The organism is Mucilaginibacter sp. BGA-UO-ETr-C110, from assembly GCF_059567985.1.
In genome coordinates this window covers 3817245-3843970 of the sequence record NZ_JCAQPB010000002.1, presented here as the reverse complement: position 1 = coordinate 3843970, position 26726 = coordinate 3817245, and the positions used below count along the sequence as shown (strand labels likewise).

The window sequence follows — 26726 nt, the reverse complement described above, 5'->3', positions numbered from 1 at the left end:
ACAAAGCTTAAAGCGTTTTTACCTATTAAATTAAACTCCCGACAGCTTTCAGCTTTCGGCTTTACGCTTTCAGCTTTATTTATGGTTTTGCTTAAAATTCTTCACCGCTTCGGTTAGGCGTGGCAAAATTTCCATCGCGTCGCCTACCACACCGTAGTTGGCAGCCTTAAAAAATGGCGCTTCGGGATCTTTGTTGATTACCACAATCGTTTTTGATCCGTTAACTCCAGCCAAATGCTGTATCGCACCAGAAATGCCTACGGCTATATACAGGTTGGGCCTTACAGTACCACCGGTTTGGCCCACGTGCTCATGATGCGGACGCCAGTGTGCGTCGGCTACGGGACGGGAGCAAGCGGTACCCGCGCCTAATTCTTTGGCCAGGTTTTCGATCAGTCCCCAATTTTCTGGACCTTTCATACCACGGCCACCGGATACCACCAATTGGGCATCAGACAGCGGGATCTCGCCTTTGATCAGATTAACTTCCTTAACCTTTACCCCAAAATCTTTATCGCCAAAGCTTACATCCAGTTTTTCGATAGTGGCTTTGCCCTCACCTTTGTTTAACTGAAAAGTGTTAGGCATCAGTGTGATCACTTTTACATCGCTGGTGATATTCACAAAGGCAAATGCTTTGCCCGAGAATACCGCTTTTTTGATCACAAAGCCTTTATCCAGATCGGGATAGGAGAGTGCGCCCGCTACCAAACCTGCCTTTAGTTTGGCAGATAAGCGGGGTGCCACGGCCCGACCATTGATATCATGCAAAGCGATGATGATTTTGCTGCCTTCTTTTTGGGCGGCAGCCAGCAAGGCGCTGGTATAAGCCCGGGCATGCAGTTCATCCAGGCGGGCATCGGCAACATGTAGCACTTTTTGAGCGCCGTACTGACCCAGGCTTTCCATTTCAGTACCGGCAAGAGTGCCTAATACCACGGCGCTTACCGTTGTCCCTGTTTTTTGGGCGATGCCGGCAGCATACTGCACAGCTTCCAGACTTTTCTTTTTTATATTTCCTTCGGTATGTTCTACCAATACGATTACAGACATTTTTATAGGTTTTAAGCCTCACCCTGCCCTCTCCAAAGGAGAGGGTTCTAAGAATTTTTGTTTTTAAAGTCCTCTCCTTTGGAGAGGATTTAGGTGAGGCGATTAATAATTAATTAAATGACTTTGGCTTCCGCATGAAGCAACTCCACCAGCTCATCCATATTATCCGGACTAACCATTTTTATACCGGCTTTCGCGGGGGGCAGTTCGTAAGATAAAATTTCGGTCACTGAGCCAACTGATGCTGGCGCGACCACTTTAAGCGGACGGGTACGGGCGGCCATAATACCACGCATATTGGGTATCCGGGCTTCCGCAACACCTTTCTGACAGGCGATCACCACAGGCAGGTTACTGGTATCTGTTTCTTCGCCGCCTTCTATTTCGCGTTTTACAGTAGCGGTATTGTCATCTATCTGGATATCGGTCGCAAAACCAATGTAATTGGTATCCAATAGCTCGGCCAGCATGGCGCCTACGGCTCCGTTGTTATAATCTATGGATTCTTTACCGCAGAGGATCAGGTCGTATCCCACGCTTTTGGCATATTCAGCTATGTAATTTGCGGTTTCATAAGGGTCATGGCTGTCGGCATCTATGCGGATAGCTTCATCGCCACCTAATGCCAGCGCTTTGCGGATCACGGGCTCGGTATCTGCCTTGCCTACGGTTATCAGGTGGATGTCGCTGGCTATGCCTGTTTCTTTCAGTTCGAGGGCGCGCACCAGGGCATACCATTCGTCGTAAGGGTTTATTACATAGGTAACACCCTGGTTATTGATTGCTGTATTGTTATCTTTTAGTACAATTTTGGTGCTGGTATCCGGCACCTGGCTTATACACACTAATATCTTCATGTTTTTATTTTAGGTTATGCGGGTTTGGAATCAAGAGATAAGAGTCAAGAATCAAGAAGGTCACAAAAGTTATTCAAAGTTTTTCTTGATTCCTGACTCTTATATTCCTGTCTCTCTTAAAAAGCCCCTGCGAGTCTCCCCACCGGCCTGGTGGGGGAGACTCCTGAATCCTCTTGTCGGGAAGCGTCGAGTGCATAGCACTCCCTTTCCTCTGGAGAGGTCGGGGTTTTCGTTAATAGCAATATTTATTTTCGTCGATCAGTTTGGCCGCTATGTTTCTGCGGGCCTGGGTAGTATTGATATCTTCGGTTTTGGTGAAGCGTTTAAGACCCATCAGCATCATCCGGCGTTCGTCGCCATCGGCAAATGAGTTAATAGCTTCGCGACCGGCTTTGGCTATGTTACCGGCTGCATCGTTGATGTAAACCCGCATAATGTCCAGTTGCTCTTTAACGGCATCTTCGCCCTTTAGGCTTACCAATTTTTCAACACGCAGTTGTAATGATTCGCTTACGTAAAGCTCAATCAGCATATCGGCCAGGTACATCAGTACTTCCTGCTCCTTACCCAGTTGGGCCATCAGTTTTTGTACTGCCGCGCCGGCAACCATCAAAACGGCTTTCTTAAAATTGGCAATATATTTTTTCTCGTGGGTGAACAAACCGTCATCATCTGAGCCGCCAAAATCGGGTACGCTAACCAACTCGCCGGCTACTTTCTGGGCAGGACCCATCAGGTCGAGCTCACCTTTCATGGCGCGTTTCAGCATCATATCCACGGTAAGCATCCGGTTTATTTCGTTGGTGCCTTCAAATATGCGGTTGATTCGCGAGTCGCGGTAAGCACGGTCCATCGGCGCTTCGGCACTGTAGCCCATACCACCGTAGATCTGTACGCCTTCGTCAACCACATAATCCAGTGTTTCAGAAGCATGTACTTTAATAATGGCCGCTTCAATAGCGAATTGCTCGGTACCTTTTAATTTGGCCTGGATAGCGTCCATACCCGATGCTTCGTACATCTCGGTAGCCTCCTCCATATTCTGACTGGCACGGTATATAGCCGACTCAGAAGCATAGGTGCGGATAGCCTGCTGCGCCAGTTTATAGCGGATAGCGCCATATTTAGAGATCGGCCTGCCAAATTGCTCACGCTCATTGGCATAACGGATAGCTGATGTAATTACTTCTTTACTGGCACCAACGGTTGCGCCACCCAGTTTAATACGACCGAGATTGAGGATGTTAACCGCTATTTTAAAGCCGTTCTGTCTTTCGGATAGCAGGTTTTCAACCGGTACTTTGCAATCATTAAAAAATACCTGACGGGTTGAGCTGCCTTTGATACCCATTTTGTGTTCTTCGGTGTTGAGGGATAAGCCTTCAAAACCTTTCTCTACGATGAAAGCGCTCAGGTTCTCATCATTATCAATTTTGGCGAACACGGTAAAAATATCGGCAAAACCAGCATTGGTGATCCACATTTTTTGACCGGTAAGCAGGTAATATTTACCATCGGCCGAAAGTTTTGCACGTGCTTTACCCGAGTTGGCATCAGAGCCTGCACCCGGCTCGGTAAGGCAATAAGCGCCCTTCCACTCGCCGCTGGCCAGTTTGGGAATATATTTTTCTTTTTGGGCATCGGTACCGTAATATAAAATAGGTAGGGTGCCAATACCGGTATGGGCCGAAAAAGCTACGGAAAATGAATTGCCCGCACCCAGTTTTTCGGTAACCAGCATCGATGTTTTAAAATCTTTACCAAAGCCGCCATATTCTTCGGGAATGGAGATACTCAGCAGACCGAGCGCACCGGCTTCTTCCATCAAATGGGGCATCAAACCTTCTTCCTGATCGTCAATGCGTGCTAAATTGGGTGCTACGTTCTGAGCCAGAAAATTGGTGCAGGTTTCCGCGATCATCAATTGCTCTTCGTTCCACTCTTCCGGAATAAAAACACTATCAGCCTGTGTTTCCCTGATCAGGAACTCACCTCCTTTTAAGGCTTTTATTGATTCAGTCTCACTCATAGTTATGAAGTTTTTACAGTTGGTATCAAGTAGTTAGTATCAAGTATCAAGACAGCTGCATTTGTTTAGGATGCTTGTGAAAATCGTGATACTTGATACTCGTTACTTAATACTATAATCGATACTCGTTTTTGTTGGTTTTATAATCAGGAGTAAAATTAGAAGCCTTACCCGCCGAAAAAAAGGGCAGCAATGCGGAGGTATTGGTCAAAAAGTCGGAAAGAGGATGGAGTACTAATTTTCTTTTGTCATTCTGAACGCAGTGAAGAACTATTTCTTGAACGTAGTGAAAAATCTGTTCTGCGATATGTAAAGTCGATGAATAGATTCTTCGTTCCTCAGAATGACAAACTGTTTTTAATGGTAATAATTCCTATCAATGCCCGGTAACCACCCTGTAATCAGACGGAGACATCCCGGTATGTTTTTTAAAGTACTTGCCAAAGGATGATTGATCGGGGAAATGAATGTCTTCGGCAACGCGGGCTATGCTGATATCGTGGTTCCGGAGCAATACTTTGGCTTCGAGCACTACGGCATCGTCTATCCATTCGCCGGCTGTGCGGCCGGTTACTTCCTTGATGGTTTCGGTAAGGTGTTTAGGCGATACATATAACGAATCGGCATAATACTGTACGTTGCGGTGTTCTTTATAATGATGAAAAACCAGGTCCTGGAACAGCACATTTAATTCCTGCTTGCGGGTTTGCTTGCCTTTGATCATCACATGTTGCTTTTCGTAGATAGATTCAACCTCGTACAGCATGGTAATTAACATGCTCCTGGAGATTTCCATCCGGTAGGGATGAGTCTCACGGGCCAGTTTTTGTTGCATGAGCAGGTAAATATCCAGCAGCATTTTGGCGTCCTCGTGATCGGGGTAGATAACCGGGAGCGATGCGCTTTTAAAATAACTGAACGACTCCAGGAAATGGCTGCTTACATTGTTTTCGGTTAAAAAAGCTTTGGAGAAAACGATGAACCGGCACAAGAAATCATCACTGCTGTTATAGATCCTTAAAATATGAAATGGGGTGGCCAGCAACATGGCATCGGGTTTGGCTTCGTAAACCTGCAGGTTGGCTTCTACCAGGGCATGCCCACGGGTACAGATGCCTATAATATAACCGTCGGAACGGTAGGGATATTCGCTTAAACTGAGTAACTGCTTTTCGTCGGCAATAAAAAATTCAGGGCTTACCAGTTTATCTGCATAGAGGTCGGCAAATTTGGAAAGGCTAAGCTGAGCGATCTTCTTGCTCACATATCTGGCATTCTTATTCATGTACGGAAAGATATGATTTTATTGTCTAATAATTGATGAAAACTGTTAATTAAACGGCAATAATATTTAATAGTATCGGTATTATTTATACTATCAATTAAACTTTCTCCGACTTTTTGACCAATACCTCCGCATTATAGCCCTTTTTTTCCTTTCAAACCCTCCTAATTTTATTTTTTAAAAAAATACTGTCTTCTTGCTCTCTCAAAGCAGGTGGCATATTATAAACCAATTATATTTTACTCATGAGAAAACTTATACTATTGCTATTTGCAATAATGCCTGCTATTGCATTTGGCCAGGGTTTCCAGGTTAATCTTCACGGACAGAAACAGATCGGAATGGGCCATACCGGAACAGGATTGCTGCAGGATGGTGCCTCCGTATTATTTAACCCGGGCGCTGTTGCTATGCTGCCGCAAAATTATGTACAGGCTGGCATGAGTCCGCTGCTTTTTAAGTCGGACTTTAACCCCAGTGGTTCCACAGATCAGTTTCGTACCAAAAGCAAGATAGCTACGCCATTTACGGCTTACGGTGTTTGGGGGCCAAAAGACGCCCGCTGGAAGATCGGTTTAGGCGTTTATACTCCTTATGGTGGTTTAACCGACTGGGGAAATGACTGGGCAGGAAAATATACGCTGGAAAGCTTAAACCTGAAAGCCATTTATTTTCAGCCAACGCTGAGCTATAGAGTAACCGATTTCCTGAGCCTGGGTGCGGGCTTTGTTTACAACCACGGTACGGTTGACCTGACAAGAGCCATTCCGGTGACGGACGCTTCGGGTAACGATGGACAGGCGCAATTGAAAGGTAGCGGTCATGGATTTGGCTGGAACGCGGGTGCTTTTATAAAAACAAATGTTGGTTTAACCATCGGGCTTGATTACCGTTCACAGGTAAATACTACCGTAAAAAATGGCGATGCTATTTTTAAAGTGGCCAGCTCTATACAACCAAATTTTCCGCAGCCAAATACATTTACCACTACGCTTCCTTTGCCCTCCACATCATCTATCGGTTTAGGATACAAGCCATCAGACAAATGGACGGTTGCTGTAGATGTGAATTTTACCAAATGGGATGTATACAAAACGCTTGGGTTTGATTATGCTAAAAACACCCCGACCTTACAGGATACGTATTCGCCGCGTAATTATAAAAACGGATGGAGCTACAGGGCAGGAGCCGAATATAAAGCCACTGATAAAATATTTGTACGCGGTGGCGGTGGCTACGTAACTACCGCGGTTAGGGATGGCTATGTTACCCCGGAAGCGCCGGATGCCAATCGTTATTATTTAACAGCCGGCTTAGGTTATAGAGTAACCAAAAGCCTTGATCTGGATGTTTCATTTGAGTACGAACATCTTGATGCGCGCACGCAAACAAATATCGAATCGCAGTTATCCGGTACGTTTAAAACCAACGTTTATATCCCCGGTTTATCGCTTGCTTATCACTGGTAATATCTAAATTCTAATCAAATGAAAACTTACAGATCATATTTACATATATTTTTAGTTGCGGGTTTATTGGGCTTTGGCGCCTGTAAAACCAGTATCAATACACCCGCGCCTTCACGCGGAACGGCCGATTTTACCAGGTACATTGCAGTAGGTAATTCACTTACCGCAGGTTATGCCGATGGCGGCTTATATCGGGAAGGCCAGTTAAATTCATACCCAAGCATTATCGCGGCACAAATGCAAAAAGTGGGTGGTGGTACATTTACCCAACCCTTGTTCAGCACCGATCAGGCTAATGGATCAGGTTATTTAAAACTAACAGCCCTCACCAATGGTGTGCCCACTACCGAAATGCAGCCTGCTACAGGTAAGCGCGGCGAAGCTACAGTGCCAGGTTTTGGTACCGTAACGTTATACACCAAATACAAAGGCGACATCAATAACTATGGTGTACCGTTGATTAAGCTACAGCAGATAACTTTTGGGCAACTGGGAAACTTGAATGGATATTTTGAAAGAATGCTACCTACTGATTTTCCGACAAATGTAAATTCAACCTACCTGGATTTTGTTACGGCCAAGCCCTACACGTTTTTTACCGACTGGTTGGGTAGTAATGACGCCCTGCTGTATGCTATCACCGGCGGCGCAGATCCCAACCTTAGACTGACTGATAAAGCACAATTTTCGCAACTGTACAACCTGTCTATTACCCAACTGACCAAAAGTGGTCAAAAAGGTGCGGTAGCTACTATTCCAGATGTTGTCGCGGTGCCTTATTTTACTACCGTAACGGTTGGCGCTATTTTGGCCGGAGTACAAAAGGTAAACCCGGCAGCGAAGGCTTTGTATGTAAACGCCCTTGTTTCAGGTACTACTTACGCTCCGAGAGTGGCTACTGCAGCCGACCTGATCATTCTTTCCTTTCCAACCAGTATGATCGGGCAACCGGTAAGTACTCCCCTCGGGAACTTGCCTTATGGTTTAACCCCTTATACGCCAATTGATAATAAATATGTGCTTGATCAGGGCGAAGTAGCCCTTACCCAGGATTATGTGAATGCTTACAATGCAACCATTAAGTCTGTGGCTTCCTCAAAAGGCCTGGCCATTTTTGATGCCTATGCCTTTTTGAACGATGTAAAAGCCCATGGCCTGGTAGTTGACGGCGTGAATCTGAGCTCTGCCTTTATCAGTGGCGGTATATTTTCATTGGATGGGATACACCTCACTCCACGTGGTTATGCCGTTGTGGCCAATGAATTTATTAAAGCTATTAATAAGCAATATAACGCTTCTATCCCGCTGGCTAATGTTTCCAGTTATAGAGGAGTGAAATTCCCGTAAAAGTATTCAAATAACTATTACTGATCTTACGTAAGCCGTTCTCTGAAAAGGGAACGGCTTTTTTTGTTTGCTGTGGATTTTATTAAACTCATCCTGTCCTGAAGGTAAAGGCCCATCAAGTAGCAGAGTCGACTCACCCGGTCTACGCTTCGCTGGACCACCCTCTCTTCGCCTGCGGCGGAAAGAGGGTGCTAATACGCCCTTTCCTCTGCGCGTCATTGCGAGGAGGAACGACGTGGCAATCTCCGATAAGCAGGTCCGCTCTGTAAGTAGGGGATTGCCACGCTGCGCTCGCAATGACGTTATTTTGAACTTTTGAAATCCCTTCTTTCCGCCGCAGGCGAAGAGAGGGGTGACAAGCATAGCGATGTCGGGGTGAGTCGACTATGCGCCTAGTTCTGAACCATTATTGATTCATCATTCCTAATACCTCATACTTAACTAAAAAGTAAACTGTGAGCCAAGCGTATCAGGAAAAATATTTTTCATTAATATTTATAATATACTTATCATAATGATACCCTACAAAAGCACTACAATGCTTGTTGTTTAAGCGTATTGTGCTGTTTTTAAGCTATTTATAATAAAATATTACATTAGATTTACTTTCGTAAAACATACCCTGAATTACTTATTACTATAACTATTGATATCATCATTTGATATTATAAGCGCCTACAAATGCCTGCTGGGCGGGTGCCTTTTGTTGAAAAAACTTAACAACCAATCATAACTACATATTAACCACTAACTCTTAACTTATGAAATTAAATTTTAACTCTTTTCTGCTCCTTGGAGTCTTCTCGGTATTATTTGCCTTATCATCGTGTAAAAAGGATAACCGGGCCGATTTTGCGCCTGTAAACAACAACGATGCCTCGCAAGGCAAACAAGGCACTAACGCGGTAACTGCTGCCACATTTAAAGTAGTAGCCTATTTACCCAGTTGGGAGGGCGATGTAAATGCCATTCAGTACAGTAAAATAACCCATATTATTTATGCCTTCATTTCGCCTACAACCAGCGGGGGCTTAACTTCCATCGATAACCCCGGCAAATTGGCCAGTATGACCACACTAGCGCATAATAACAATGTAAAGGCGCTTATTGCTGTTGGCGGTGGCGGCGGCGGTGATGCTTTTCATACCATAGTGGCAAGCGCCAGCTTACGCACCGCATTTGTTAATACGATGGTTAACTATGTAAATCAGAATAATTTGGATGGTGTGGATATCGACTGGGAATTCCCATCGGCTGGCACCGAAGCCAATAACTTTGCTTTGATGATGCAGTCGCTGGCTAATGCCATGCACGGCATTGGTAAATTAGCAACAGCGGCTGTTATTTCAACCGGGGCTACTTATGTAACCAGCACCACCATGACTTCGGTTGACTGGTTAAATATTATGGATTATGATGATAATAACTTCCAGCATTCTACCTATCAATCGGCAGTTGACTGTCTGAACTATTGGAGTGGTCGCGGTTTAGCCCTTGAAAAAACCGTTTTGGGTGTGCCTTTTTACGCACGCGACAACAGGGGTGATTACATCACCAAAAACTATAATGATGTATTGGCTTTAGGCGGCAGTCCAAATTCAGACACTTTTCAAAACTATGGTTATAACGGCATTCCAACCATTACCAACAAAACCAATTTGTCTTTTGACCGTGGCATAGCCGGTATGATGATATGGGAGCTGGCCGGTGATGCTACCGGAGCAAACTCCCTGCTTTCAACCATTCATAATGTAATTGTAGCGCATGGCGGTACTACACCTCCAACAGGCAGCAACCCGCCTATAGGATCTGTAATATCTCTCAAAGGCTTTAACAACGCGTTTGTAAGCGGTGAAAATGGCGCGCAAGCCATGACCTGCACCCGTACCGTAGCCGGCGACTGGGAGCACTTCACTGTGATTGACGCGGGTGGAGGCAAAATCTCCTTACGCAGTATGGGCAAATATGTATCCTCAGAAAACGGTACTATGGCCATTACCTGTAACCGCGCCACAGCCAGCGACTGGGAAAAATTCGACTGGATAGTTGCAGCCGATGGTAAAGTAACCCTACGCGGCAATAACGGTTTATTCATCAGCAGCGAAAACGGTACCAAGGCCATGACCTGTACTCGTGCCACCGCTTCTGGCTGGGAAGCCTTTACCGTAGGTAATTAATCAAATGACCAATAATTAATACCGGCGACTCACCGCCGGTATTAATTAACTATATCTAACTAACCACTAATCTATTCATTTATGAAAACAAAGTTTAACTCGTTCCTGCTGCTTTGTGTGGCGGCGGTACTTCTGGCACTTTCTTCTTGTCGAAAAGACAACAACTTATCACCTTCTGCTCCAACACCTTCGCCCGATGTGCCCAACAGGCCAATGGGTACATCGGCCATTCCTGCGGGCTTTAAGGTTGTAGGCTACATACCCAGCTGGGCCGGTGATCCTAATCAAATTCAGTACACTAAACTTACCCACCTTATTTACGCGTTTGTATTGCCAACCAACTCAGGCGGGCTTACCTCTATAGATGGAGGAAGACTATCGACCCTGGTAGCAAAGGCTCATGCTAATGGCGTAAAGATATCTATAGCCGTAGGCGGATGGAACGATGGTAACGATAGTGCATTTGAAGCGATGGCTGCCAATTCTGGCTCTCGTCAAACATTTACCAACAACATTGTAGGTGTAGTAAACCAGTATGGGCTGGATGGTGTTGACATTGACTGGGAGTATCCGGATAATGGAGCTTCATCAAATAACTATGCAGCTTTAATGCAACTGTTAAGCACCACTTTGCATAATCAGGGTAAATTGCTATCCTCTGCTGTTGTGTCAGACGGTGGTTCATCGATACCTGCAAGCGTTTTTGGTTATGTTGATTTTTTAAACCTGATGGCCTATGATGGTGGAGGTTCAAACCATTCGCCTTATTCATTGGCTCAAACTTCATTAAATTACTGGATAGGCCGGGGTTTGCCAAAAGCAAAAGCCATATTAGGCGTACCTTTTTATGGCCGGGAGCCATATACCTCCTATGCTGATATCCTTGCCGGCGGCGGTAGCCCTAACTCTGATACCTGGAATGGTATAGGTTATAACGGTATCCCTACTATTAAAAGCAAAACAACACTGGCTGTTAACCAGGGTGGAGGTATCATGATCTGGGAATTATCTCAGGATGCCATCGGTGCCAATTCATTGCTTTCGGCTATTTATGATCAGCTGGGCGGTACAACACCTCCAACGGGCAGCAATCCGCCAATTGGTACCGTAATATCACTAAAAGGCTTTAACGGTATGTATGTGAGCGGCGAAAATGGTACGCAGGCCATGACCTGCACCCATGCTACCGCAGGCGATACTGAACATTTTACCGTAATTGATGCTGGCGGCGGTAAAATCTCCCTGCGCAGCAAAGCCAAATTCGTATCCTCAGAAAACGGTACCCAGGCCATTACCTGTAACCGTGCGACTGCCAGCGATTGGGAAAAATTCGACTGGATAGTTGCAGCTGATGGTAAAGTAACCCTGCGTGGAAATAACGGCAAATTTATCAGCAGCGAAAACGGTACGCAGGCGATGACCTGTAACCGTGCTACAGCCTCGGGATGGGAAGCCTTTACAGTAGGTAACTAAACCATCTCGTATATTAATTCTAAATTGAATGCCTGGTTTCGGAGCCAGGCATTTTTTTGTGATCAGAATTTATCTTTCATGCCCAGCAAACCCCAGATGCCCCCGCTATGGATGGCCAGAATCCTGCTGCCGGGTTCAAAATGCCCTTTGCCGATCAGATCATAAAGCGCATACATCATTTTACCGGTATACACGGGTTCGATCACGATACCGGTGGTAGCTACAAATTCTTTTATAAAACCAATCAGTTGGGCGTCTGCCTTGCCATAACCACCAAAATGATAATCGGTGTGGAGGTCATAATCTGCAGGAGTGGTCAGGAACCTATTGATCTCCTCACGGATAAACGAGCCGTTCTTGAAAACAGGTACCGCGTTAAACCGGGTTTTAAGCTGATGCCTGCTTGAGCCATTAATAATACCTGCAGCCGTAGTACCCGTACCGCAGGCACAAAAAATATGGTCGTAAGTTTCGGTAAGTTCATCAATCAGTTCGCTGCAACCCAGGGCGGCTTCCGGCGAGGCGCCACCTTCGTCAATAAAAAAGGCGTCGTTATCGTCTCCAAAATATTGATTAAACAAGGCTGCTTTATCGCGATAGCTATCCCTGTCGGTAAATATCAACTGCATACCATGCAGTTTGCATAAAAACAGGGTATCGTTATTTACCTCTTCGCCGCGTACTATACCGGTAGCCTTAAACCCGAAACGTGCTGCGGCCGCCGCGGTGGCCAATAAATGATTGGAGTAGGCGCCGCCAAAGGTTACCAGGTGATTTTTAACTTGCCCCTGCGCGGTTTTAAGCAGGTATTTTAATTTACGCCACTTATTGCCCGATATCATGGGGTGGATCAGGTCGTCGCGTTTTAGAAAAACTTTTACGCCATGCTCATCAAACAGCGGATTGCCGATGGCTTGAACCGGGCTAAAAATTTCGAGATCGATATCCATATTTAGTATCTTTTTAGTATCAAGTAGTTAGTATCAAGTATCAAGACATTTTCTTTACCAGTTCAAGTGTCTGAGCCAGTTCAAGGGTCTACACTTGAACTTTATTTTTAGGTAAGCGTCGACGCTCACCTGTTTGGTATTAAGCGTGGACTTTTAAATATGCGATATTTAAAAGTCGTGATACTTGATACTAACTACTTGATACCAATTATCAAATATCGGGATTTTCTGGTAAGGTATACCAAAGTCGCTAATAGTCGTGATACTTGATACTAACTACTTGATACTATATACTACGATAAAAAACGATTACTTTTGCCCTCAAATGGCAGACGATACCGAGCTTATAGAGCAGGAAGAACAAGATCTATTTGAGCACTTACGCATTGTGGTTGACAAAGGGCAATCCCTGCTGCGTATTGATAAATTTTTGATGCACCGGGTAGAGAATGCCTCGCGCAACCGCATCCAGAACGCTATTGAGCTGGAAAATGTGCTGGTGAATGATAAGCCCATCAAATCGAGCTACCGGGTAAAACCGCTTGATGTGATCTCGGTAGTACTGCCCCATCCGCCGCGCGATACCGAGGTTTATCCGGAAAATATCCCCATCAATATTGTTTATGAAGACGACGATGTGCTGGTGGTTGATAAAGCCGCAGGTATGGTGGTACATCCGGGTTATAACAACTATACCGGTACACTGGTTAACGCGTTGGTTTACCATTTTCAGCAATTGCCAACCTTGCCGGGTAATGATGGCAGGCCAGGTTTGGTTCACCGCATTGATAAGGATACTTCCGGTTTGCTGCTCATCAGCAAAAATGAGCGCTCCATGAACTGGCTGGCTAAACAATTCTTTGATCATACCATTACCCGTAAATATATCGCACTAGCCTGGGGCGACCTGGAGCAGGATGGCACCGTAACCGGCTATATTGGCCGCAGCGTGAACGATAGGCGGGTGATGTCGATATACGATGACCCTGAAAAAGGGAAATGGTCGGTAACCCATTATAAAGTACTGGAACGGATGGGCTATGTTACATTGATCGAATGTCAGTTGGAAACAGGTCGTACCCACCAGATCAGGGCGCATATGAAACACATTGGTCACCCGCTGTTCAGCGATGCTACTTATGGCGGTGATAAGATCTTGAAAGGTACCGTATTCAGCAAATACAAGCAGTTTGTTGAAAATTGTTTTGAACTGATGCCGAGGCAGGCCCTGCATGCGCAAACACTGGGCTTTTTACATCCGACATTAAAAAAACAGATCGCCTTTGAATCGCCGCTGCCACCCGATTTTGAAAGTGTACTGCAAAAATGGCGTAAATATACAGCTGCTGGTAATCAAACAAATATAACAACCGACGAACTTTAGCGATATAAATATGAATACAAGCATGGTTTTTGCATATTGGCATATTGTGCTGAATTTACAGTGGCGTAGCATGATGACTTGCTTAACCCGTTAAAAAATCTGCACATTTGCACACTTGATATTTGCACATCTACATGATACCCGTTTTAATCAATTTTAATGGAGATATAATCCCGGCAAACAGCCAGCTGCTTACCATAGCCAACCGCGCTTTTAAGTATGGTGATGGCTTGTTTGAAAGTATGCGCTTAATGAAGGGGCAACTCAAATTTGCCGACCAGCATGCCGACCGCCTGCAGCGGGGGATGAAGGCGCTTAAAATTGACGGCTATTCGCAAATGGATGCCTGGTTTTTAAAGGATATTGCTGAAGAACTGGCTAAAAGAAGTAAGGTAAAACATGGCCGCCTGCGTTTGACTGTTTACCGCGATGCTGAAGGCTTGTATACCCCATCGCAAAATAAAATGGGTTATTGCCTGGAGCTTACCGCATCCGAAGAACCTCGTTATTTTCTGAACGAAAAGGGGCTCATTATGGATGTATTTACCGAACTGCCCAAGCCTTCAAACTACTTATCCAACATCAAAACCTGTAATTCGCTTATTTATGTGATGGCGGGCATCTATAAAACCCAGAACAAGCTGGACGATGTGTTTTTGCTCAACCAAAACGGTTTTCTGTGCGAAGCCAGCAGCTCCAATATATTTGTCCATTACCAAAATCATTTATATACTCCAGCTTTAAGCGAAGGCTGTGTGGAAGGGGTGATGCGCCAGGTAGTGATCAAACTGGCCCAGGAAAATAACATTGAGGTTACCGAAGCCCAGATAAACCCGGATATTTTGTACGAGGCCGATGAGGTGTTTTTAACCAATGCAACCCGCGGCATCCAAACCGTAATGGGCTTTGGCGTACGGCGCTATTTTAACCGCATCAGCAAGGTGCTGATGGATGAGTTGAATAAGCTGTAGGGCATAGCAAACGTTAAAAACAGCGCGTCATTGCGAGCGTAGCGTGGCAATCCCCGATGTGCAGAGCCGCTCTGTATAGTTAGGGATTGCCACGCTACGCTCGCAATGACGTGGAGGAAACTTATAACTCGGAAGATACCGGTGCTTTAATTGCTGCCAAAATACCATCCCAAAGGGCAATGCGAGTTTGCAGGGCTTCTTTTACGGCTTCTGTAGCTTCCTGCCATTTGGTATCGTCGTCACCGCAAAGTTCGGCGGTCATTTGGTAGGCTAATTGGGAATGATGATCTCCATCAACTTCAATGTGGCGTTCCAGGTAGTATAGCAAAATATCAACCTTGCCAGGCAATTGCTGGCTAAGCTCTTTTACAATACTCACAAACATATCCGGGATCAGATCCTCGCGACCAAAAGTAAACACAGCTGCCTGCACATGATTTTTAGGACTGTCGATCACCTCAAAAGTGTGTTGTACAAAGTTGCGTGCCGCCACCGGGATATCGGCAATGATGAGGGCCTCGTCAATGTGTTTGCCAAAGTTAAGCTCATTGAAGAGATTATTGATAGCAACAGCCTGGCTGCCGGCCTGCTGCATGGCACGCAGGTACAGCTCAAAATGACTGGTACGGTTACCAGCTTCGTCTACATCACTTTCCTCGCCGGTAACAATTTCGTTGATCAGGTAACGGGTGTTGGAGTTACCGGTAGGCATCCATGGCGTAATCGTACAGGTTAGTTTTTGTTGCAACGATTTTAACAGCGACATAAAATCCCACACCGCAAATACGTGGTGATCCATAAAAACGGTAAGCTCCTCTACAGAGTTGATATTTTTATAAAGCTCGTGTTGTATCAATTGCTCACGCAAAGGTTGGATCTCGGATTTAAGCAGTGTAATTCTGTCGCTGTAATTGGCCATGGATAATAAAATTTGTGGCCGCAAAAATAGCAAACATGGTGATTATTAGCGAAGTGTTTATTTTATTTTGACTTTGGTTTGATAGGGGGGAATTAATTTATTGCACTACCAGGATGTTGCCTGGTGTCGAATAATCTGAGCAAGATTATTTTTGCACCTTTTATCCTATAGAAAACCTTTAATCGTTTATGGATTACTATCGAGCGAATACCTTTTTCGGCAATTAGAATTATCCCTATTTCTGGAAATTTTTCAAGTATAGATAGAAATTCAAAAGTCAAGTCTTTAAAACGAATAGCTGCGCTTTGGCCAAAATCAAGCAGTATATATTGAAGAATAGTTTCGAAATCCTTTTCTGCTCTTTTTGTAAGAACTATTTCAAAGGCCATTCCTTGTATTTGGATTTTAATGCCGATAAAGAAATCAGATCAGATTCATCTTCACTTTCTTCATAAGCAGTTAAAACATCCTGTTGTTGTTGCGGGGTTAAAGCTTGCCAAACAGAATTTTTAGGTTGCAGGGATTGAGTTATCACATCATAAAATTGCGACAGCATTTCAGGATCATCTATTTGATCTATAAGATTGTGAAATTCTGATTTTAACTCTGCAAGTTTCATACTATAAATTTAAGCATATTATTAAAGATTTGCAATTTGTTCATTTCATATCACAACCTCATCCCTCTCAAAAAATCTTCAATACCCATGCGTTTTTTACCCTCCAGCTGAATGTCGGTAAGGCTGATAAAACCATCTTTGGCTGCAAATTTCAGGTAGGTTTTGTTATCGGTGAGGAAGTCTCCGGGTTGTATGGCGGGTACTTCCGTTTGCAGTTCCGAGCCATATATCTTTAAAACTTTACCGTTAAGTTCAGTGTAGGCGGTAGGGATAGGACTAAGGCCGCGTATTTTGTTATAAATGTTTTGGGCAGGTTGTGTCCAATCGATCAGGCAATCTTCTTTGAAAATTTTGGGTGCATGTTTCAGTTCTTCGCCGGTGAGCAGGGCCGTTTGCGGATGTTCATGATAGCGGCCACTTTCCACCGCTTTTACGGTTTTAACCAACAAGCCGGCACCTTTGTTCATGAGCCAGTCGTGTAGCGTACCGGCCGTTTCATGGCCGTTTAAGGTTACCTTTTCTGTAAACAGCACGTCGCCAGTATCAATTTCATGTTTCAGGAAAAAGGTAGTAGCACCGCTTTCTTTTTCGCCGTTGATCAGCACCCAGTTAATAGGGGCCGCGCCACGGTATTGTGGTAAAAGCGAAGCATGTAAATTGATGGTACCCTTTGGCGGCATGGCCCAAACTACTTCGGGCAGCATACGGAATGCTACAACCACCTGCAGATCGGCGTGCAACGATTTCAGTTCGGCCAGAAACTCCGGGTTCTTTAACTTTTCGGGCTGCAGCACTTTCAGTCCGTTGGCTACCGCATATTGTTTCACCGCCGATTCGCTTACCTTTTGCCCGCGACCCGCTGGTTTATCAGGAGCGGTAACCACGCCTATAATGTCGCTACCTGCTTTAATCAGTGCATCTAATGATGCAACAGCAAACTCGGGGGTACCCATAAATACAATTCTCATGCTATTCCTTTTTGTATCGTTATTGGTATCAAGTAGCTAGTATCATTTTGGGTATCAAGTATCAAGTATCAAGATTTTGTTTTTATGAAACGTTCTTTTAAAAGTCATGATACTTGATATTAGCTACTTGATACTAACCCCAGCTACTTGATACTATCTTACTCGTATAATAAATATTTGCGCCTTACAGTTTTAAACTTATTTAAGCCAGGCCCCCAGCTTTTGCGGATCTCTGCCTCGGTTTTACCTGCTTCAATCTGTTTCCTTAATTCGGGTGTGCCGGCAAGTTTGGTAAAGTAGGCGTTAAAGAAATGTGCTTTATCCGGAAAGGCTTTATATAGCTCCATCAGTAAGGACAGATCGAGACGGCCTTTTTTCCTGATCATCTCTGTGCTCTGTCCTTTCAGATCCACACCAAAACACTCTTTGTCCTTCTGCGGCGGATCTTCGCTCATGCCCTGGATACTCACCGGGGTGAATGAAAAGACGTATTTTCCTTTTAACAAAGGGTGACCTACCTCCAGGAAAGGGAAAAACGTACCACGCCCCAGGCTTAAGGTTGTACCCTCAAATAAGCACACGCTTGGGTATAAGATAATGGACTGATCGGTATTTAAATTGGGCGAGGGATTTACCGGTAACTTGTATGGTAAAGAATGTTTGTAGTTGGCCACCTTGATGATCTTTAACTTACACTTCAGACCATCTTTTAACCAGCCCTCGCCGTTAATCATTTGGGCGTATTCACCAATGGTCATACCATGGCTAATAGGGATAGGGTGCATGGCTACAAAGGCACGGGGCACATTGGCGGTATCCAATATGGGGCCGTCAATCAGGTAGCCGTTTGGATTGGGCCTGTCCAGTATCATAAGCTCAATATTGTTTTCGGCACAAGCTTCCATCACGTAATGCAGGGTTGATATATAAGTGTAAAAACGGACGCCCACATCCTGAACATCAAATATCATGAGATCGAGACCTTTGAGGTCTTCTGAGGTGGGTTTATAGTGTTTATTACCATACAGGGATATCACGGGCAAACCGGTTTTGGTATCTACAGCATCATTTACGCTGGCGCCGTTACTGGCATTACCCCTGAAGCCATGCTCGGGTCCGAATATTTTTTTTATGATGATACCGGCATGCAGTAAACTATCCACACTGGGCTTCAGATTTTTGCCAATAACAGAAGTTTGATTTACCACCATCCCAATATTTTTTCCCTTAAGATAGTTAATATACAGCGGAATTTGATCGGCACCGGTGATTATTCCTGGGATTATTTTTTCGTCCGAACTGATTTTTGATGAGTCGCAATTGGTGCAAACTGCCGGGCTACCGCACGCTGTACTTGCCCATAAAACCGTAATAAAAGCACATTGCAAAAAAATACGTGTTCTTAGCATAAAATATTATGGTTAAACAATTTTTAAAGTAGCAGGTTTAGTAGCAAAACCGCATATTTGCGAAGGTACAAAAAATCATTCTGCATTGAGTTTCGCCTCTTTTATATCAGCCCGGATAACATTTAAGTCAAAACGCACCTTTTCAAAACTGATTGTGCGCATTGCCATCATAGGTATTATGCTGGGTTTGGGGGTGATGATACTTTCGATGGCCATTGTGAAAGGCTTTAAGCGCGAGATTCGTGAAAAGATCCGTGGCTTTGCCGGTGACATCCGGATAGTGAAATTCGATCTGAACAGTTCCTACGAAAGCTCTCCTTTCATGGCCGATAGCAAATTTGAGGGCCGGGCGATGAAAAGCCCGCTGATCACCCGGGTAATGCCCTTTGCCACCAAGCCAGGTATCATTAAAGCGAATAATGAAATAGAAGGCGTAGTGCTGAAAGGAGTTGATAAAAACTACGATTGGAGCTATTTTAAAAAGACCATGGTGGCCGGCGATGTGATCAACTTTACCGATTCGGTAGAGGCGCAAAAGGAGATCATGCTATCGCAAACTACGGCCGATCGCCTGAAATTAAAGGTAGGGGACAAGCTGCTGATGTATTTTGTTCAGGAACCGTTACGTAAGCGCCAGTTTAAAATAAAAGGGATATTTAGTATCGGAGTGGAAGAAGTGGATAAAACCTTTGTGATCGGTTCCTTATCATTGATCAACCGGCTTAATAACTGGAAACCCGGCGAAATTGGGGAGTATGAATTACACATATCGGATTTTGACCGGGTAGACTATGCCGCCAATAGGCTCGATGAGATTCTGCCGGTAAAATTACGCTCCTATACCGTAGGTGAGGATTATCCGGCCATATTCGAATGGCTTAACCTGCTGGATGTAAACTCTGTGGTGATGTTAGTGCTGATGGTGATAGTAGCCGTGATCAATATGATATCGGCATTGCTCATCATGATCCTGGAGCGTACCTCCATGATAGGTATGTTTAAGGCCATGGGCGCCACCAACTGGAACATCCAAAAAGTGTTTTTATTTAACGCGACCTATCTTATTGGCTTAGGATTACTGCTGGGTAACGCGCTGGGGCTGGGTTTAGGCTTTTTTCAACAGCAAACCCACTTTTTTAAGCTCGACCAGGCATCTTATTATATGACCTTTGTACCTGTAGAATTTAATTTTACTGATATTTTCCTGTTGAATTTAGGCACGCTGATTATTTGCCTGCTGGTGCTCATCATCCCATCAATGCTGGTTAGCAAAATATCACCAGTAAAAGCTATCAGGTTTAAATAGAGATTTTTAATTTAGTATCAAGTAGCTAGTATCAAGTATCAAGATTTTGTTGATTATAGTTCTTGATTTTTTTAAAGTCGTGATACTTGATACTACTCTATTTTCTCTTCGTCGTAAAATTTAGTTTCAAATTTAAACCTGCCGAACCAAACTGGATCTGTTGAGAGCCCAGACCATCAAGCGGGTATTTTAAAAATGGTTCAACAATTAAACGATTGCCCTTACCTACCGGGTAGCCGATACCAAAGGAAACGTTAAGCGTTTTAGCAAAATAGAAGCTGTTAAAACTTTTGTGGGTCACATCATCGGTTGTTTGTGTAGAAGACCCTGCCGATGAATAACCGTAAACGGAGGTATAGGCTTCGTTGATAAATGTACCTGAACTTAAACCCGCCGAAACATAAGCATCGGTTTTTTGCGGGTTGAATTCGTATTTGATATTGATCGGAATATCCAGACCTATTAAGTTGGCATTGTAATTTTTAAGAACCGGGAAAGACGCGTTCGCGGCAAACAAGCTCTCCTTATCATAGGGGGCTAAAGCCCGGGGAGTTCTGGCCAAAGCATCAAGACTCGAACTTGGTGGCGGCCCTCCGCTATAGCTCAATGTATTTTGGGCCAGCATTAAACCTGTTGATAATTTTAAGTTTTTACTTAGCTTAATATCAGATGTAACACCTGCGCCGGCATTTACCTGGTTGCTGCTACCCTTGGCATAGTTAAAAAAGGTTGCCGCATATACACCAAAACGTACTTTTTTATCTTCCACAGATTCCTGTCTGTTTTTTTGTGGTTGCTGGGCCTGTTCGCTGGCAAACAATGCCTCCATAGAGTTTTTAGGGGCTTTTGCCGGTTGTTTTGGCAACATAATTGAACCGCCTGTGGTAGCAGCCGGTGCTGTAACAGGGGGCTGCTGCGTATTGGTTTTAGCCATAACAGCTTTGGTACTATCAACCGGTCTGGTTTTTTTAGCAGGCTCGGTAACAGTGGTATTGGGAATTTTTGCAGCAGCGACATATTGCTGCGCATTGGTTTTGGCGATAATATTTTTAGTGCTATCTGTAGCCGGTTTGGCTTTGATAGCAGGAGCTACCTGTGTATTAGCAAGCACCTGGGTAGCCGGACTTACATTAGTTTTGGCATAAACAGGGGCCTGGGTTGTTGTTGCACCCGGCACAGCAGGAACAGCGGCGGGCTTATAAGGTGTTGCCGCCTGGATAGTAGGCTTTTTTGTACTGGCCAAAGGGGCTGCACCGGTATCAGGAGCATTATGTTTAATGACCGGATTTGGTGTGGCGGTCAGCATTGTAGCGCTATCGGTGGTTATAGTTTGTTCTGTATGTTTTTTTACCGGTTTTAAAGCCAGTGTATTTGTCTGTTGTTTTTTACCGGTTATCCAAAGGCCTATGCTTAAAAATAACAATAAAGCCGCGGCCGTGCTTGCCCACCATAGCCAGGCAACCGGACGTTTCTTTTCCGTTTCAGGAAAATTTTTCCTGAGCAATAACCAGCCTTCATCAGCCGAAGGAAATGAGGTGTCGTCAAAATTATCAAACACCTCCCTGATGCGGTTGCTTAAGTCGTTATCCAACTGCTCATCCATGGTTTTGTGTCTCTTTCCTTAACATTTTTCTTAATCTTTCTTTTGCCCGGCTCAGGTAAACTCTTGATGAACTTACCGGAATAGCGAGCATGTTTGCAATTTCGTCGTGATTATATCCGTCTATCTCGTATAAATTGAAGATGGTAAGCTGAATTGCAGGCAGCTCATTCATCAGTTTTAAAATATCCTGCACATTTAAATTATCAACTGTGCCCATATTGCTGCTTAAAGGAGCAGCGTTATCCAAATCAACATTAAGCTGAAATTTAAGATCCTTGCGCCGACGGTCAATCGCGGTATTAACCACAATAGTGCGTAACCAGGCTTTAAAAGGTTTATCAATGTTATAACTATGTATGGCATTAAAAACCTTTATAAAAGCATCATTTACAGCCTCCAATGCATCATCCCTGTTTAAACTGTAACGCAGACTTATACCCATGGCATAGCCATAGAATAGCTTATACAGCATTTCCTGGTATTTTAAGCTGCCTGTTTTGCATTGGCTGATGATCTCTTCTTCAGTAATGCGAGGGGGTGAATGCATTAAGTGTATTTAATTCCGCGTATAAAATTACTGTTGATTTATAATCCTTTACGTACCTAAGGATCATATTGATACAAATAAAAATAACATTTTTTTAAATGATCATTTTTTTGCTTTAACCGCTTATAAATAAAAGATCAGCAGTGTTATATTACTGCCGATCTTTTAATTTTATAGGTAGATGGTTAATGATAAAAAGCTGCCACTATAAAAGCGACAGCCTGGAAATTAAAACAATAATTAATTTGAAGTCTTTTTTAAATCGTACCGTAGAACAGAATCCTGTACGCTATTGGCACGCTGTATGATCAGGCTGCCAGAGGCATTATCATAAACGTATTGATATACACCATTCAAATGTATTTTAGTTTGCGGCCCGGCTTTATAAGTGCTGTCAATAAAGTTAATAAATGTGCCATTGGATGCGTATGCAAGTTGAAATAAACCTTTGCTGCCCGCATGTACTGTAAGCGTATCTCCGGTTACTTTGAAATTGCTTGGTGTAGCCAATGTAATCAATAAGGGAGATGCTTTTTTTACGGTATCATAGCCAGAACTTCCTGATTTTTTTACCAGGAGCTTACCGGTCCCACTAAAAGTACCAAGTGGCGGTGTCGGCGCAGGAACTGGATCACTTTTAGTTGAGCAGGCTTCACTTAATACTATTAATGCTAACAATGGTAATACTAAAAATAAATTTCGCTTCATAATCTTCATCTTTTTTAAACATTACGTGAGTATTCATTTAAACGCTACAACAGGCAAAAAAAATTTTATAATTTTTTTGCCTCGTCCCAAAATATATCCATCTCGGCCAGGCTCATGTCCTGTAGTTGTTTTCCGTTCTCTTTGGCTTTAAGTTCCAGGTACTGAAAGCGTTTGATAAATTTTTTATTTGTTTTTTCAAGCGCGTTCTCGGGGTTGATATTGATAAAACGGGCATAATTGATGAGGGAGAATAACAGGTCGCCAAATTCGCCTTCGGCTTTTTCATGATCGATGGTGCTTTCATCTTCGGCATTAAATTCGTTCCTGAACTCCTGCATTTCTTCTTCAACCTTGGCCCATACCTGGCTTTTCTCTTCCCAGTCGAAACCTACACCGCGTGCTTTTTCCTGTATGCGTGATGCTTTTACCAATGCCGGTAAGGAGGCGGGTACGCCGCCGAGTACAGATTTGTTGCCTTCTTTTAGTTTGATCTGCTCCCAGTTGCGTTTAACATCCTCTTCGTTCTGAACCTCTACATCACCATAAATATGCGGGTGCCGGTTAATCAGCTTTTCGCATACGCTATTGAGCACATCGGTAATGGTGAAGTCGTTAGTTTCTGAAGCTATTTTGGCATAAAAAACCAGGTGAAGCATAATATCGCCCAGTTCTTTTTTTATTTCGGGCATATCGGCGCTTAAAATGGCATCGCTCAGCTCATAGGTTTCTTCGATAGTAAGGTGCCGCAGACTTTCCAGTGTTTGTTTTTTATCCCATGGACAGTTTGCCCTCAGATCGTCCATAATATGAAGCAGGCGTTCAAATCCGGTAGCAGGGGTATTAGCGGTAGCTGGTGCTTGTAGCGGCATAAGTTTTTTGTTTTTAATGCTGCAAAGATAAGGGTTTTGAGACGCAAGAGATAAGAATCAGGAGTCAAGATAAGAAAGCAAATTGGCCGAATACGACATTGCGAGCGCAGCGTGGCAATCCCCTACTTACAGAGACGCTCTGTCTATCGGGGATTATTAATGTGTTAATTGTTTTTAAAGGTATTAATGAACTCCCCTCCGGTCGGTTATCCACGTCGTTCCTCCTCGTAATGACGCTTTTTTTAACCCAAAACAACTTCTTTCACGCCGCGCAGCATTTCGCGTTTGCCGGCGGCCCCGGGTACTTTTTCTATGGTAAAGCCCAGGCTTTTGAGCATTCTTTTCAGGTTGCCGGTAATGGCATAGGTAACAAACACGCCGCCGGGTTTTAAAAAGCTGGTTACATGGCTTATGGCCGGGAGTTCCCACATTTCGGGTTGGTGCACAGCTGCAAAAGCGTCGAAGTAGATGATATCAAATTGCAGGTCGGTTTTAAGCTCCATGAGCTTGCAATGGGCTATTTGTAATTGAGTATTAGCATTGATACTTACCTCATTTTTTAAAGCATCCGGGTAATGTTGCAGATAGCTGGTCCATAATGTGGCGGGTATATATTGCTCGTAGCCGGTTTGAGCCATCATATCCGTGCTGAGCGGATAAGCTTCGATGCCGGTATATTGAAGTTTTATTTGATGGCTGGTGCAGTAATCCGAACTCAATAAAAAATTAAGCCCGGTACCAAAGCCAACTTCCAGTATGCTGGCTTCCCGGGTATTGTTTTGAGCCAAAAAATAATCCAGACCAGCATTTACAAATACATGTAAACTCTCCTGCAATGCACCATGACGGGAGTGGTAATGCTCGCCCACTTCAGCATTATAAATGGTTTTAGAACCATCGGCCGTGGTTACTATTTTTAGTTCATGGTTCATAGTTGATAGATCATGGTTCATAGTTTTGAGTGTCAAAAATCATGGAAGCGTGTTAGCTATGATCTATGAACCATTAACCCCCTTATGCAAACTCTACAATAACCTCGCCCAGGTCATAAACCGGTATCTGTTGTATTTGGGCGGCTACTATACTGGCTGCTGCTGCAGAGCGGTAACCTGCGGCGCAATGGATCACAATAGCTTTATCTGTCGGTATTTCGTTGATACGTTCGCGAAGCTCAGGCAGGGGTATGGTGATGGAGTCTTTAAATACCTTGCCATCATTTACCTCGCCGCGGTTGCGTACGTCAACAATATGGTAGTTACTGGGGTTGATCCTGAAATCATCCAGGTCAAGCGTTGCTGATATTTCGGTAGCGTTGGCCGGCGATAGCAGTGCCGCTTTAATGTTTTTTTCGTAACCTATTTTCGCTGCTTTTTTGATGAGGATGTTCAAACTCTCCTCACTGTCGGCGATCAGGTAAAATGCTTCATCGGGACTTAATATCGAACCCAGCCAGGTTTCAAATTTTTCACCGTCCTGCAGGTTAATAGCGCCTTTAAGATGACCGTTCCTGAATTGTTGTTTCGGGCGAGCGTCAATCACCAATACCTCTTTTTCAAGCGGTGATTCGGCGCTGATCCTGGCTATGGTATCAACACTTTGCTGAAACAACGGCGCGCCTGTTTTATTCAGATCCACATCATAGCCAAAGTATTTGGGCATAAAGGGCTGATCGGTGGTGAGGGTTTTAACAAAGGTCATTTCGTCCATCAGTTGCAGGGCGTAGTTTTCGCGCAGCTCGCGGCCAATGGTGCTTTCCAGATCGGGGCTCATGTTTTTGCCGCATAACGAGCCAGGGCCGTGTGCCGGATAAACCACAACGCTTTTAGGTAGCGTCATCAACTTATGGCGGGTGCTCAGGTACATTTGTTTGGCCAGTTCTTCTTTTTTGGCGGTAATGTTACCCACATTCTCGCGCAGGTCGGGCCTGCCTACATCACCTACAAATAAGGTATCGCCGGTGAAAATGGCCGTGTCCTTGCCTTTTTCATCTTCCAGCAAAATGCAAATAGAATCGGGCGAGTGACCGGGGGTATTGATGGCTTTCAGCTTGATATCGTTTAACTGTATCAGATCGCCATCATCAAAAGTTTCGTGCGGATAGGTGGCACCGGTTAGCTTGCTGCAATAAATTACGGCATTGGTAGCCTGGTGAATTTCCAGGTGCGAGCTTACAAAATCGGCATGTGGATGTGTTTCAATAACGCCCACAATATCGGCATCGTGCTGGCTGGCAAAGTCATAATAGGGCTGCGGGTTGCGTGCCGGATCAATAACGATCATTTTACCTGTACGGATCACGGCGTACGATGCATGCGCCAATCCTTTATCGTAGAACTGTTGAATTATCATATTATAAGCACAAAGATAAGGGTTTCGGCGGGTTGTTTTAGGGTTGAAATGTTTGCATGTTGTAAATATTAATACGATTAATACGATGGAATATGCAGTAATTCAGGTGTTTTTAGAGGCTGTTGACCCTATCATTAAACTTAAAAGCGCGGGGAAGGTGCGATTCCCTCCCCCGGGAGGGTAGGGAGGGGTTTATTCGTGATGTATGGCGTATACCCGCTCTTGGCTGCGGGAGGGCCAGTCACTTTGTAGCCACAAAGTAACCAAAAGGCTTGTCACCAGAAATGCTTCTTTGCCGCACTTGGCCTTTACCCCGCAAAGCCGACAGAACCACGGGCTGCAATTATTTGCCCCGCTTCGCACCCTCAAGCTTATACTTCTGCAAAACTTGCTATGCCCTTACAGCCGCACAGGCCACCATTGTTCTGCCCGCT

Annotated in this window: 23 protein-coding genes; 7 read left to right on the top strand and 16 right to left on the bottom strand. The window is 44.3% G+C overall.

Annotated features, from left to right (window positions below):
* Window positions 1-75: 75 nt before the first annotated feature.
* The 4 genes from AC57BQ_RS16525 to AC57BQ_RS16510 form a co-directional block, all read right to left on the bottom strand.
* Window positions 76-1053 (bottom strand): electron transfer flavoprotein subunit alpha/FixB family protein, encoded by a 978-nt coding sequence (locus AC57BQ_RS16525; RefSeq protein ID WP_496407340.1) that lies wholly within the window; start codon window positions 1051-1053, stop codon window positions 76-78.
* 113 nt (window positions 1054-1166) lie between these two features.
* Window positions 1167-1910 (bottom strand): electron transfer flavoprotein subunit beta/FixA family protein, encoded by a 744-nt coding sequence (locus tag AC57BQ_RS16520; protein ID WP_496407339.1) that lies wholly within the window; start codon window positions 1908-1910, stop codon window positions 1167-1169.
* Window positions 1911-2142: 232 nt separating this feature from the next.
* Window positions 2143-3939: an acyl-CoA dehydrogenase FadE gene (locus AC57BQ_RS16515; RefSeq protein ID WP_496407338.1), complete on the bottom strand. Its 1797-nt coding sequence runs from the start codon at window positions 3937-3939 to the stop codon at window positions 2143-2145.
* 376 nt (window positions 3940-4315) lie between these two features.
* Window positions 4316-5224 (bottom strand): helix-turn-helix domain-containing protein, encoded by a 909-nt coding sequence (locus tag AC57BQ_RS16510; protein ID WP_090467352.1) that lies wholly within the window; start codon window positions 5222-5224, stop codon window positions 4316-4318.
* A 245-nt stretch (window positions 5225-5469) separates the two neighbouring features.
* Between AC57BQ_RS16510 and AC57BQ_RS16505 the strand changes: the two genes are divergently transcribed.
* The 4 genes from AC57BQ_RS16505 (at window position 5470) to AC57BQ_RS16490 (ending at window position 11690) form a co-directional block, all read left to right on the top strand.
* Complete coding sequence (locus tag AC57BQ_RS16505; RefSeq protein ID WP_496407337.1) at window positions 5470-6693, top strand: OmpP1/FadL family transporter; 1224 nt, start codon at window positions 5470-5472, stop codon at window positions 6691-6693.
* 18 nt (window positions 6694-6711) lie between these two features.
* On the top strand, window positions 6712-8040 hold the full coding sequence (locus AC57BQ_RS16500) for an SGNH/GDSL hydrolase family protein (protein WP_496407336.1): 1329 nt from the start codon (window positions 6712-6714) through the stop codon (window positions 8038-8040).
* A 761-nt stretch (window positions 8041-8801) separates the two neighbouring features.
* The gene (locus AC57BQ_RS16495) at window positions 8802-10217 is read left to right on the top strand and encodes a glycosyl hydrolase family 18 protein (protein WP_496407335.1); all 1416 of its coding nucleotides are present in this window, start codon (window positions 8802-8804) and stop codon (window positions 10215-10217) included.
* A gap of 81 nt (window positions 10218-10298) precedes the next feature.
* Window positions 10299-11690, top strand: coding sequence for a glycosyl hydrolase family 18 protein (locus tag AC57BQ_RS16490; RefSeq protein WP_496407334.1), 1392 nt, complete (start codon window positions 10299-10301; stop codon window positions 11688-11690).
* Window positions 11691-11752: 62 nt separating this feature from the next.
* Here the strand turns inward: AC57BQ_RS16490 and AC57BQ_RS16485 are convergent, their stop codons facing one another.
* Window positions 11753-12640, bottom strand: a complete 888-nt coding sequence (locus AC57BQ_RS16485; RefSeq protein WP_496407333.1) for a 1-aminocyclopropane-1-carboxylate deaminase/D-cysteine desulfhydrase — start codon at window positions 12638-12640, stop codon at window positions 11753-11755.
* Between the two features lie 325 nt (window positions 12641-12965).
* On the opposite strand from AC57BQ_RS16485, the gene AC57BQ_RS16480 reads away from it, so the two are divergent.
* Together AC57BQ_RS16480 and AC57BQ_RS16475 are read left to right on the top strand one after the other, a co-directional pair.
* Entirely contained in the window at window positions 12966-14024 is a 1059-nt protein-coding gene (locus AC57BQ_RS16480; RefSeq protein WP_496407332.1) for an RluA family pseudouridine synthase, read from the top strand.
* Window positions 14025-14158: 134 nt separating this feature from the next.
* A complete protein-coding gene (locus AC57BQ_RS16475; RefSeq protein WP_496407331.1) occupies window positions 14159-14995 on the top strand; it encodes an aminotransferase class IV in 837 nt (278 codons plus the stop codon).
* A gap of 121 nt (window positions 14996-15116) precedes the next feature.
* Here AC57BQ_RS16475 and AC57BQ_RS16470 read toward each other — a convergent pair whose 3' ends face one another.
* The 5 genes from AC57BQ_RS16470 to AC57BQ_RS16450 form a co-directional block, all read right to left on the bottom strand.
* On the bottom strand, window positions 15117-15914 hold the full coding sequence (locus AC57BQ_RS16470; protein ID WP_496407330.1) for a DUF3050 domain-containing protein: 798 nt from the start codon (window positions 15912-15914) through the stop codon (window positions 15117-15119).
* Window positions 15915-16006: 92 nt separating this feature from the next.
* Complete coding sequence (locus tag AC57BQ_RS16465; protein WP_496407329.1) at window positions 16007-16303, bottom strand: type II toxin-antitoxin system RelE/ParE family toxin; 297 nt, start codon at window positions 16301-16303, stop codon at window positions 16007-16009.
* Window positions 16288-16533, bottom strand: coding sequence for a hypothetical protein (locus AC57BQ_RS16460; RefSeq protein ID WP_496407328.1), 246 nt, complete (start codon window positions 16531-16533; stop codon window positions 16288-16290). The genes AC57BQ_RS16465 and AC57BQ_RS16460 overlap by 16 nt, the downstream gene beginning before the upstream one ends.
* A 50-nt stretch (window positions 16534-16583) precedes the next feature.
* Window positions 16584-17501 carry a methionyl-tRNA formyltransferase gene (fmt, locus tag AC57BQ_RS16455; protein WP_496407327.1) on the bottom strand — a complete coding sequence of 306 codons (918 nt, stop codon included), beginning with the start codon at window positions 17499-17501 and terminating at the stop codon, window positions 16584-16586.
* Window positions 17502-17659: 158 nt separating this feature from the next.
* On the bottom strand, window positions 17660-18910 hold the full coding sequence (locus AC57BQ_RS16450; RefSeq protein WP_496407326.1) for an exo-beta-N-acetylmuramidase NamZ family protein: 1251 nt from the start codon (window positions 18908-18910) through the stop codon (window positions 17660-17662).
* An 85-nt stretch (window positions 18911-18995) separates the two neighbouring features.
* Here AC57BQ_RS16450 and AC57BQ_RS16445 point away from each other — a divergent pair, with 85 nt between their 5' ends.
* Window positions 18996-20216 carry an ABC transporter permease gene (locus AC57BQ_RS16445; protein WP_496407325.1) on the top strand — a complete coding sequence of 407 codons (1221 nt, stop codon included), beginning with the start codon at window positions 18996-18998 and terminating at the stop codon, window positions 20214-20216.
* A 97-nt stretch (window positions 20217-20313) separates the two neighbouring features.
* Here AC57BQ_RS16445 and AC57BQ_RS16440 read toward each other — a convergent pair whose 3' ends face one another.
* The 6 genes from AC57BQ_RS16440 to AC57BQ_RS16415 all read right to left on the bottom strand — a co-directional run bounded on the left by AC57BQ_RS16440 (window position 20314) and on the right by AC57BQ_RS16415 (window position 26292).
* Window positions 20314-21819, bottom strand: coding sequence for a hypothetical protein (locus AC57BQ_RS16440; RefSeq protein ID WP_496407324.1), 1506 nt, complete (start codon window positions 21817-21819; stop codon window positions 20314-20316).
* Window positions 21812-22366 (bottom strand): RNA polymerase sigma factor, encoded by a 555-nt coding sequence (locus tag AC57BQ_RS16435; RefSeq protein ID WP_496407323.1) that lies wholly within the window; start codon window positions 22364-22366, stop codon window positions 21812-21814. The genes AC57BQ_RS16440 and AC57BQ_RS16435 overlap by 8 nt, the downstream gene beginning before the upstream one ends.
* Window positions 22367-22606: 240 nt before the next feature.
* On the bottom strand, window positions 22607-23074 hold the full coding sequence (locus AC57BQ_RS16430) for a hypothetical protein (RefSeq protein ID WP_496407322.1): 468 nt from the start codon (window positions 23072-23074) through the stop codon (window positions 22607-22609).
* Between the two features lie 65 nt (window positions 23075-23139).
* Window positions 23140-23943 carry a nucleoside triphosphate pyrophosphohydrolase gene (mazG, locus tag AC57BQ_RS16425; protein ID WP_090467321.1) on the bottom strand — a complete coding sequence of 268 codons (804 nt, stop codon included), beginning with the start codon at window positions 23941-23943 and terminating at the stop codon, window positions 23140-23142.
* A gap of 242 nt (window positions 23944-24185) precedes the next feature.
* Entirely contained in the window at window positions 24186-24896 is a 711-nt protein-coding gene (gene mnmC2 / locus AC57BQ_RS16420) for a tRNA (5-methylaminomethyl-2-thiouridine)(34)-methyltransferase MnmC2 (protein ID WP_496407321.1), read from the bottom strand.
* A 61-nt stretch (window positions 24897-24957) separates the two neighbouring features.
* Window positions 24958-26292 (bottom strand): rhodanese-like domain-containing protein, encoded by a 1335-nt coding sequence (locus AC57BQ_RS16415; RefSeq protein ID WP_496407320.1) that lies wholly within the window; start codon window positions 26290-26292, stop codon window positions 24958-24960.
* Between the last annotated feature and the right edge of the window lie 434 nt (window positions 26293-26726).

Coding starts and splice junctions, on each gene's coding strand:
- AC57BQ_RS16525 (WP_496407340.1), bottom strand. CDS start 1,053: ATGTCTGTAATCGTATTGGTAGAACATACCGAAGGAAATATAAAAAAG.
- AC57BQ_RS16520 (WP_496407339.1), bottom strand. CDS start 1,910: ATGAAGATATTAGTGTGTATAAGCCAGGTGCCGGATACCAGCACCAAA.
- AC57BQ_RS16515 (WP_496407338.1), bottom strand. CDS start 3,939: ATGAGTGAGACTGAATCAATAAAAGCCTTAAAAGGAGGTGAGTTCCTG.
- AC57BQ_RS16510 (WP_090467352.1), bottom strand. CDS start 5,224: ATGAATAAGAATGCCAGATATGTGAGCAAGAAGATCGCTCAGCTTAGC.
- AC57BQ_RS16505 (WP_496407337.1), top strand. CDS start 5,470: ATGAGAAAACTTATACTATTGCTATTTGCAATAATGCCTGCTATTGCA.
- AC57BQ_RS16500 (WP_496407336.1), top strand. CDS start 6,712: ATGAAAACTTACAGATCATATTTACATATATTTTTAGTTGCGGGTTTA.
- AC57BQ_RS16495 (WP_496407335.1), top strand. CDS start 8,802: ATGAAATTAAATTTTAACTCTTTTCTGCTCCTTGGAGTCTTCTCGGTA.
- AC57BQ_RS16490 (WP_496407334.1), top strand. CDS start 10,299: ATGAAAACAAAGTTTAACTCGTTCCTGCTGCTTTGTGTGGCGGCGGTA.
- AC57BQ_RS16485 (WP_496407333.1), bottom strand. CDS start 12,640: ATGGATATCGATCTCGAAATTTTTAGCCCGGTTCAAGCCATCGGCAAT.
- AC57BQ_RS16480 (WP_496407332.1), top strand. CDS start 12,966: ATGGCAGACGATACCGAGCTTATAGAGCAGGAAGAACAAGATCTATTT.
- AC57BQ_RS16475 (WP_496407331.1), top strand. CDS start 14,159: ATGATACCCGTTTTAATCAATTTTAATGGAGATATAATCCCGGCAAAC.
- AC57BQ_RS16470 (WP_496407330.1), bottom strand. CDS start 15,914: ATGGCCAATTACAGCGACAGAATTACACTGCTTAAATCCGAGATCCAA.
- AC57BQ_RS16465 (WP_496407329.1), bottom strand. CDS start 16,303: ATGGCCTTTGAAATAGTTCTTACAAAAAGAGCAGAAAAGGATTTCGAA.
- AC57BQ_RS16460 (WP_496407328.1), bottom strand. CDS start 16,533: ATGAAACTTGCAGAGTTAAAATCAGAATTTCACAATCTTATAGATCAA.
- fmt (WP_496407327.1), bottom strand. CDS start 17,501: ATGAGAATTGTATTTATGGGTACCCCCGAGTTTGCTGTTGCATCATTA.
- AC57BQ_RS16450 (WP_496407326.1), bottom strand. CDS start 18,910: ATGCTAAGAACACGTATTTTTTTGCAATGTGCTTTTATTACGGTTTTA.
- AC57BQ_RS16440 (WP_496407324.1), bottom strand. CDS start 21,819: ATGGATGAGCAGTTGGATAACGACTTAAGCAACCGCATCAGGGAGGTG.
- AC57BQ_RS16435 (WP_496407323.1), bottom strand. CDS start 22,366: ATGCATTCACCCCCTCGCATTACTGAAGAAGAGATCATCAGCCAATGC.
- AC57BQ_RS16430 (WP_496407322.1), bottom strand. CDS start 23,074: ATGAAGCGAAATTTATTTTTAGTATTACCATTGTTAGCATTAATAGTA.
- mazG (WP_090467321.1), bottom strand. CDS start 23,943: ATGCCGCTACAAGCACCAGCTACCGCTAATACCCCTGCTACCGGATTT.
- mnmC2 (WP_496407321.1), bottom strand. CDS start 24,896: ATGAACCATGATCTATCAACTATGAACCATGAACTAAAAATAGTAACC.
- AC57BQ_RS16415 (WP_496407320.1), bottom strand. CDS start 26,292: ATGATAATTCAACAGTTCTACGATAAAGGATTGGCGCATGCATCGTAC.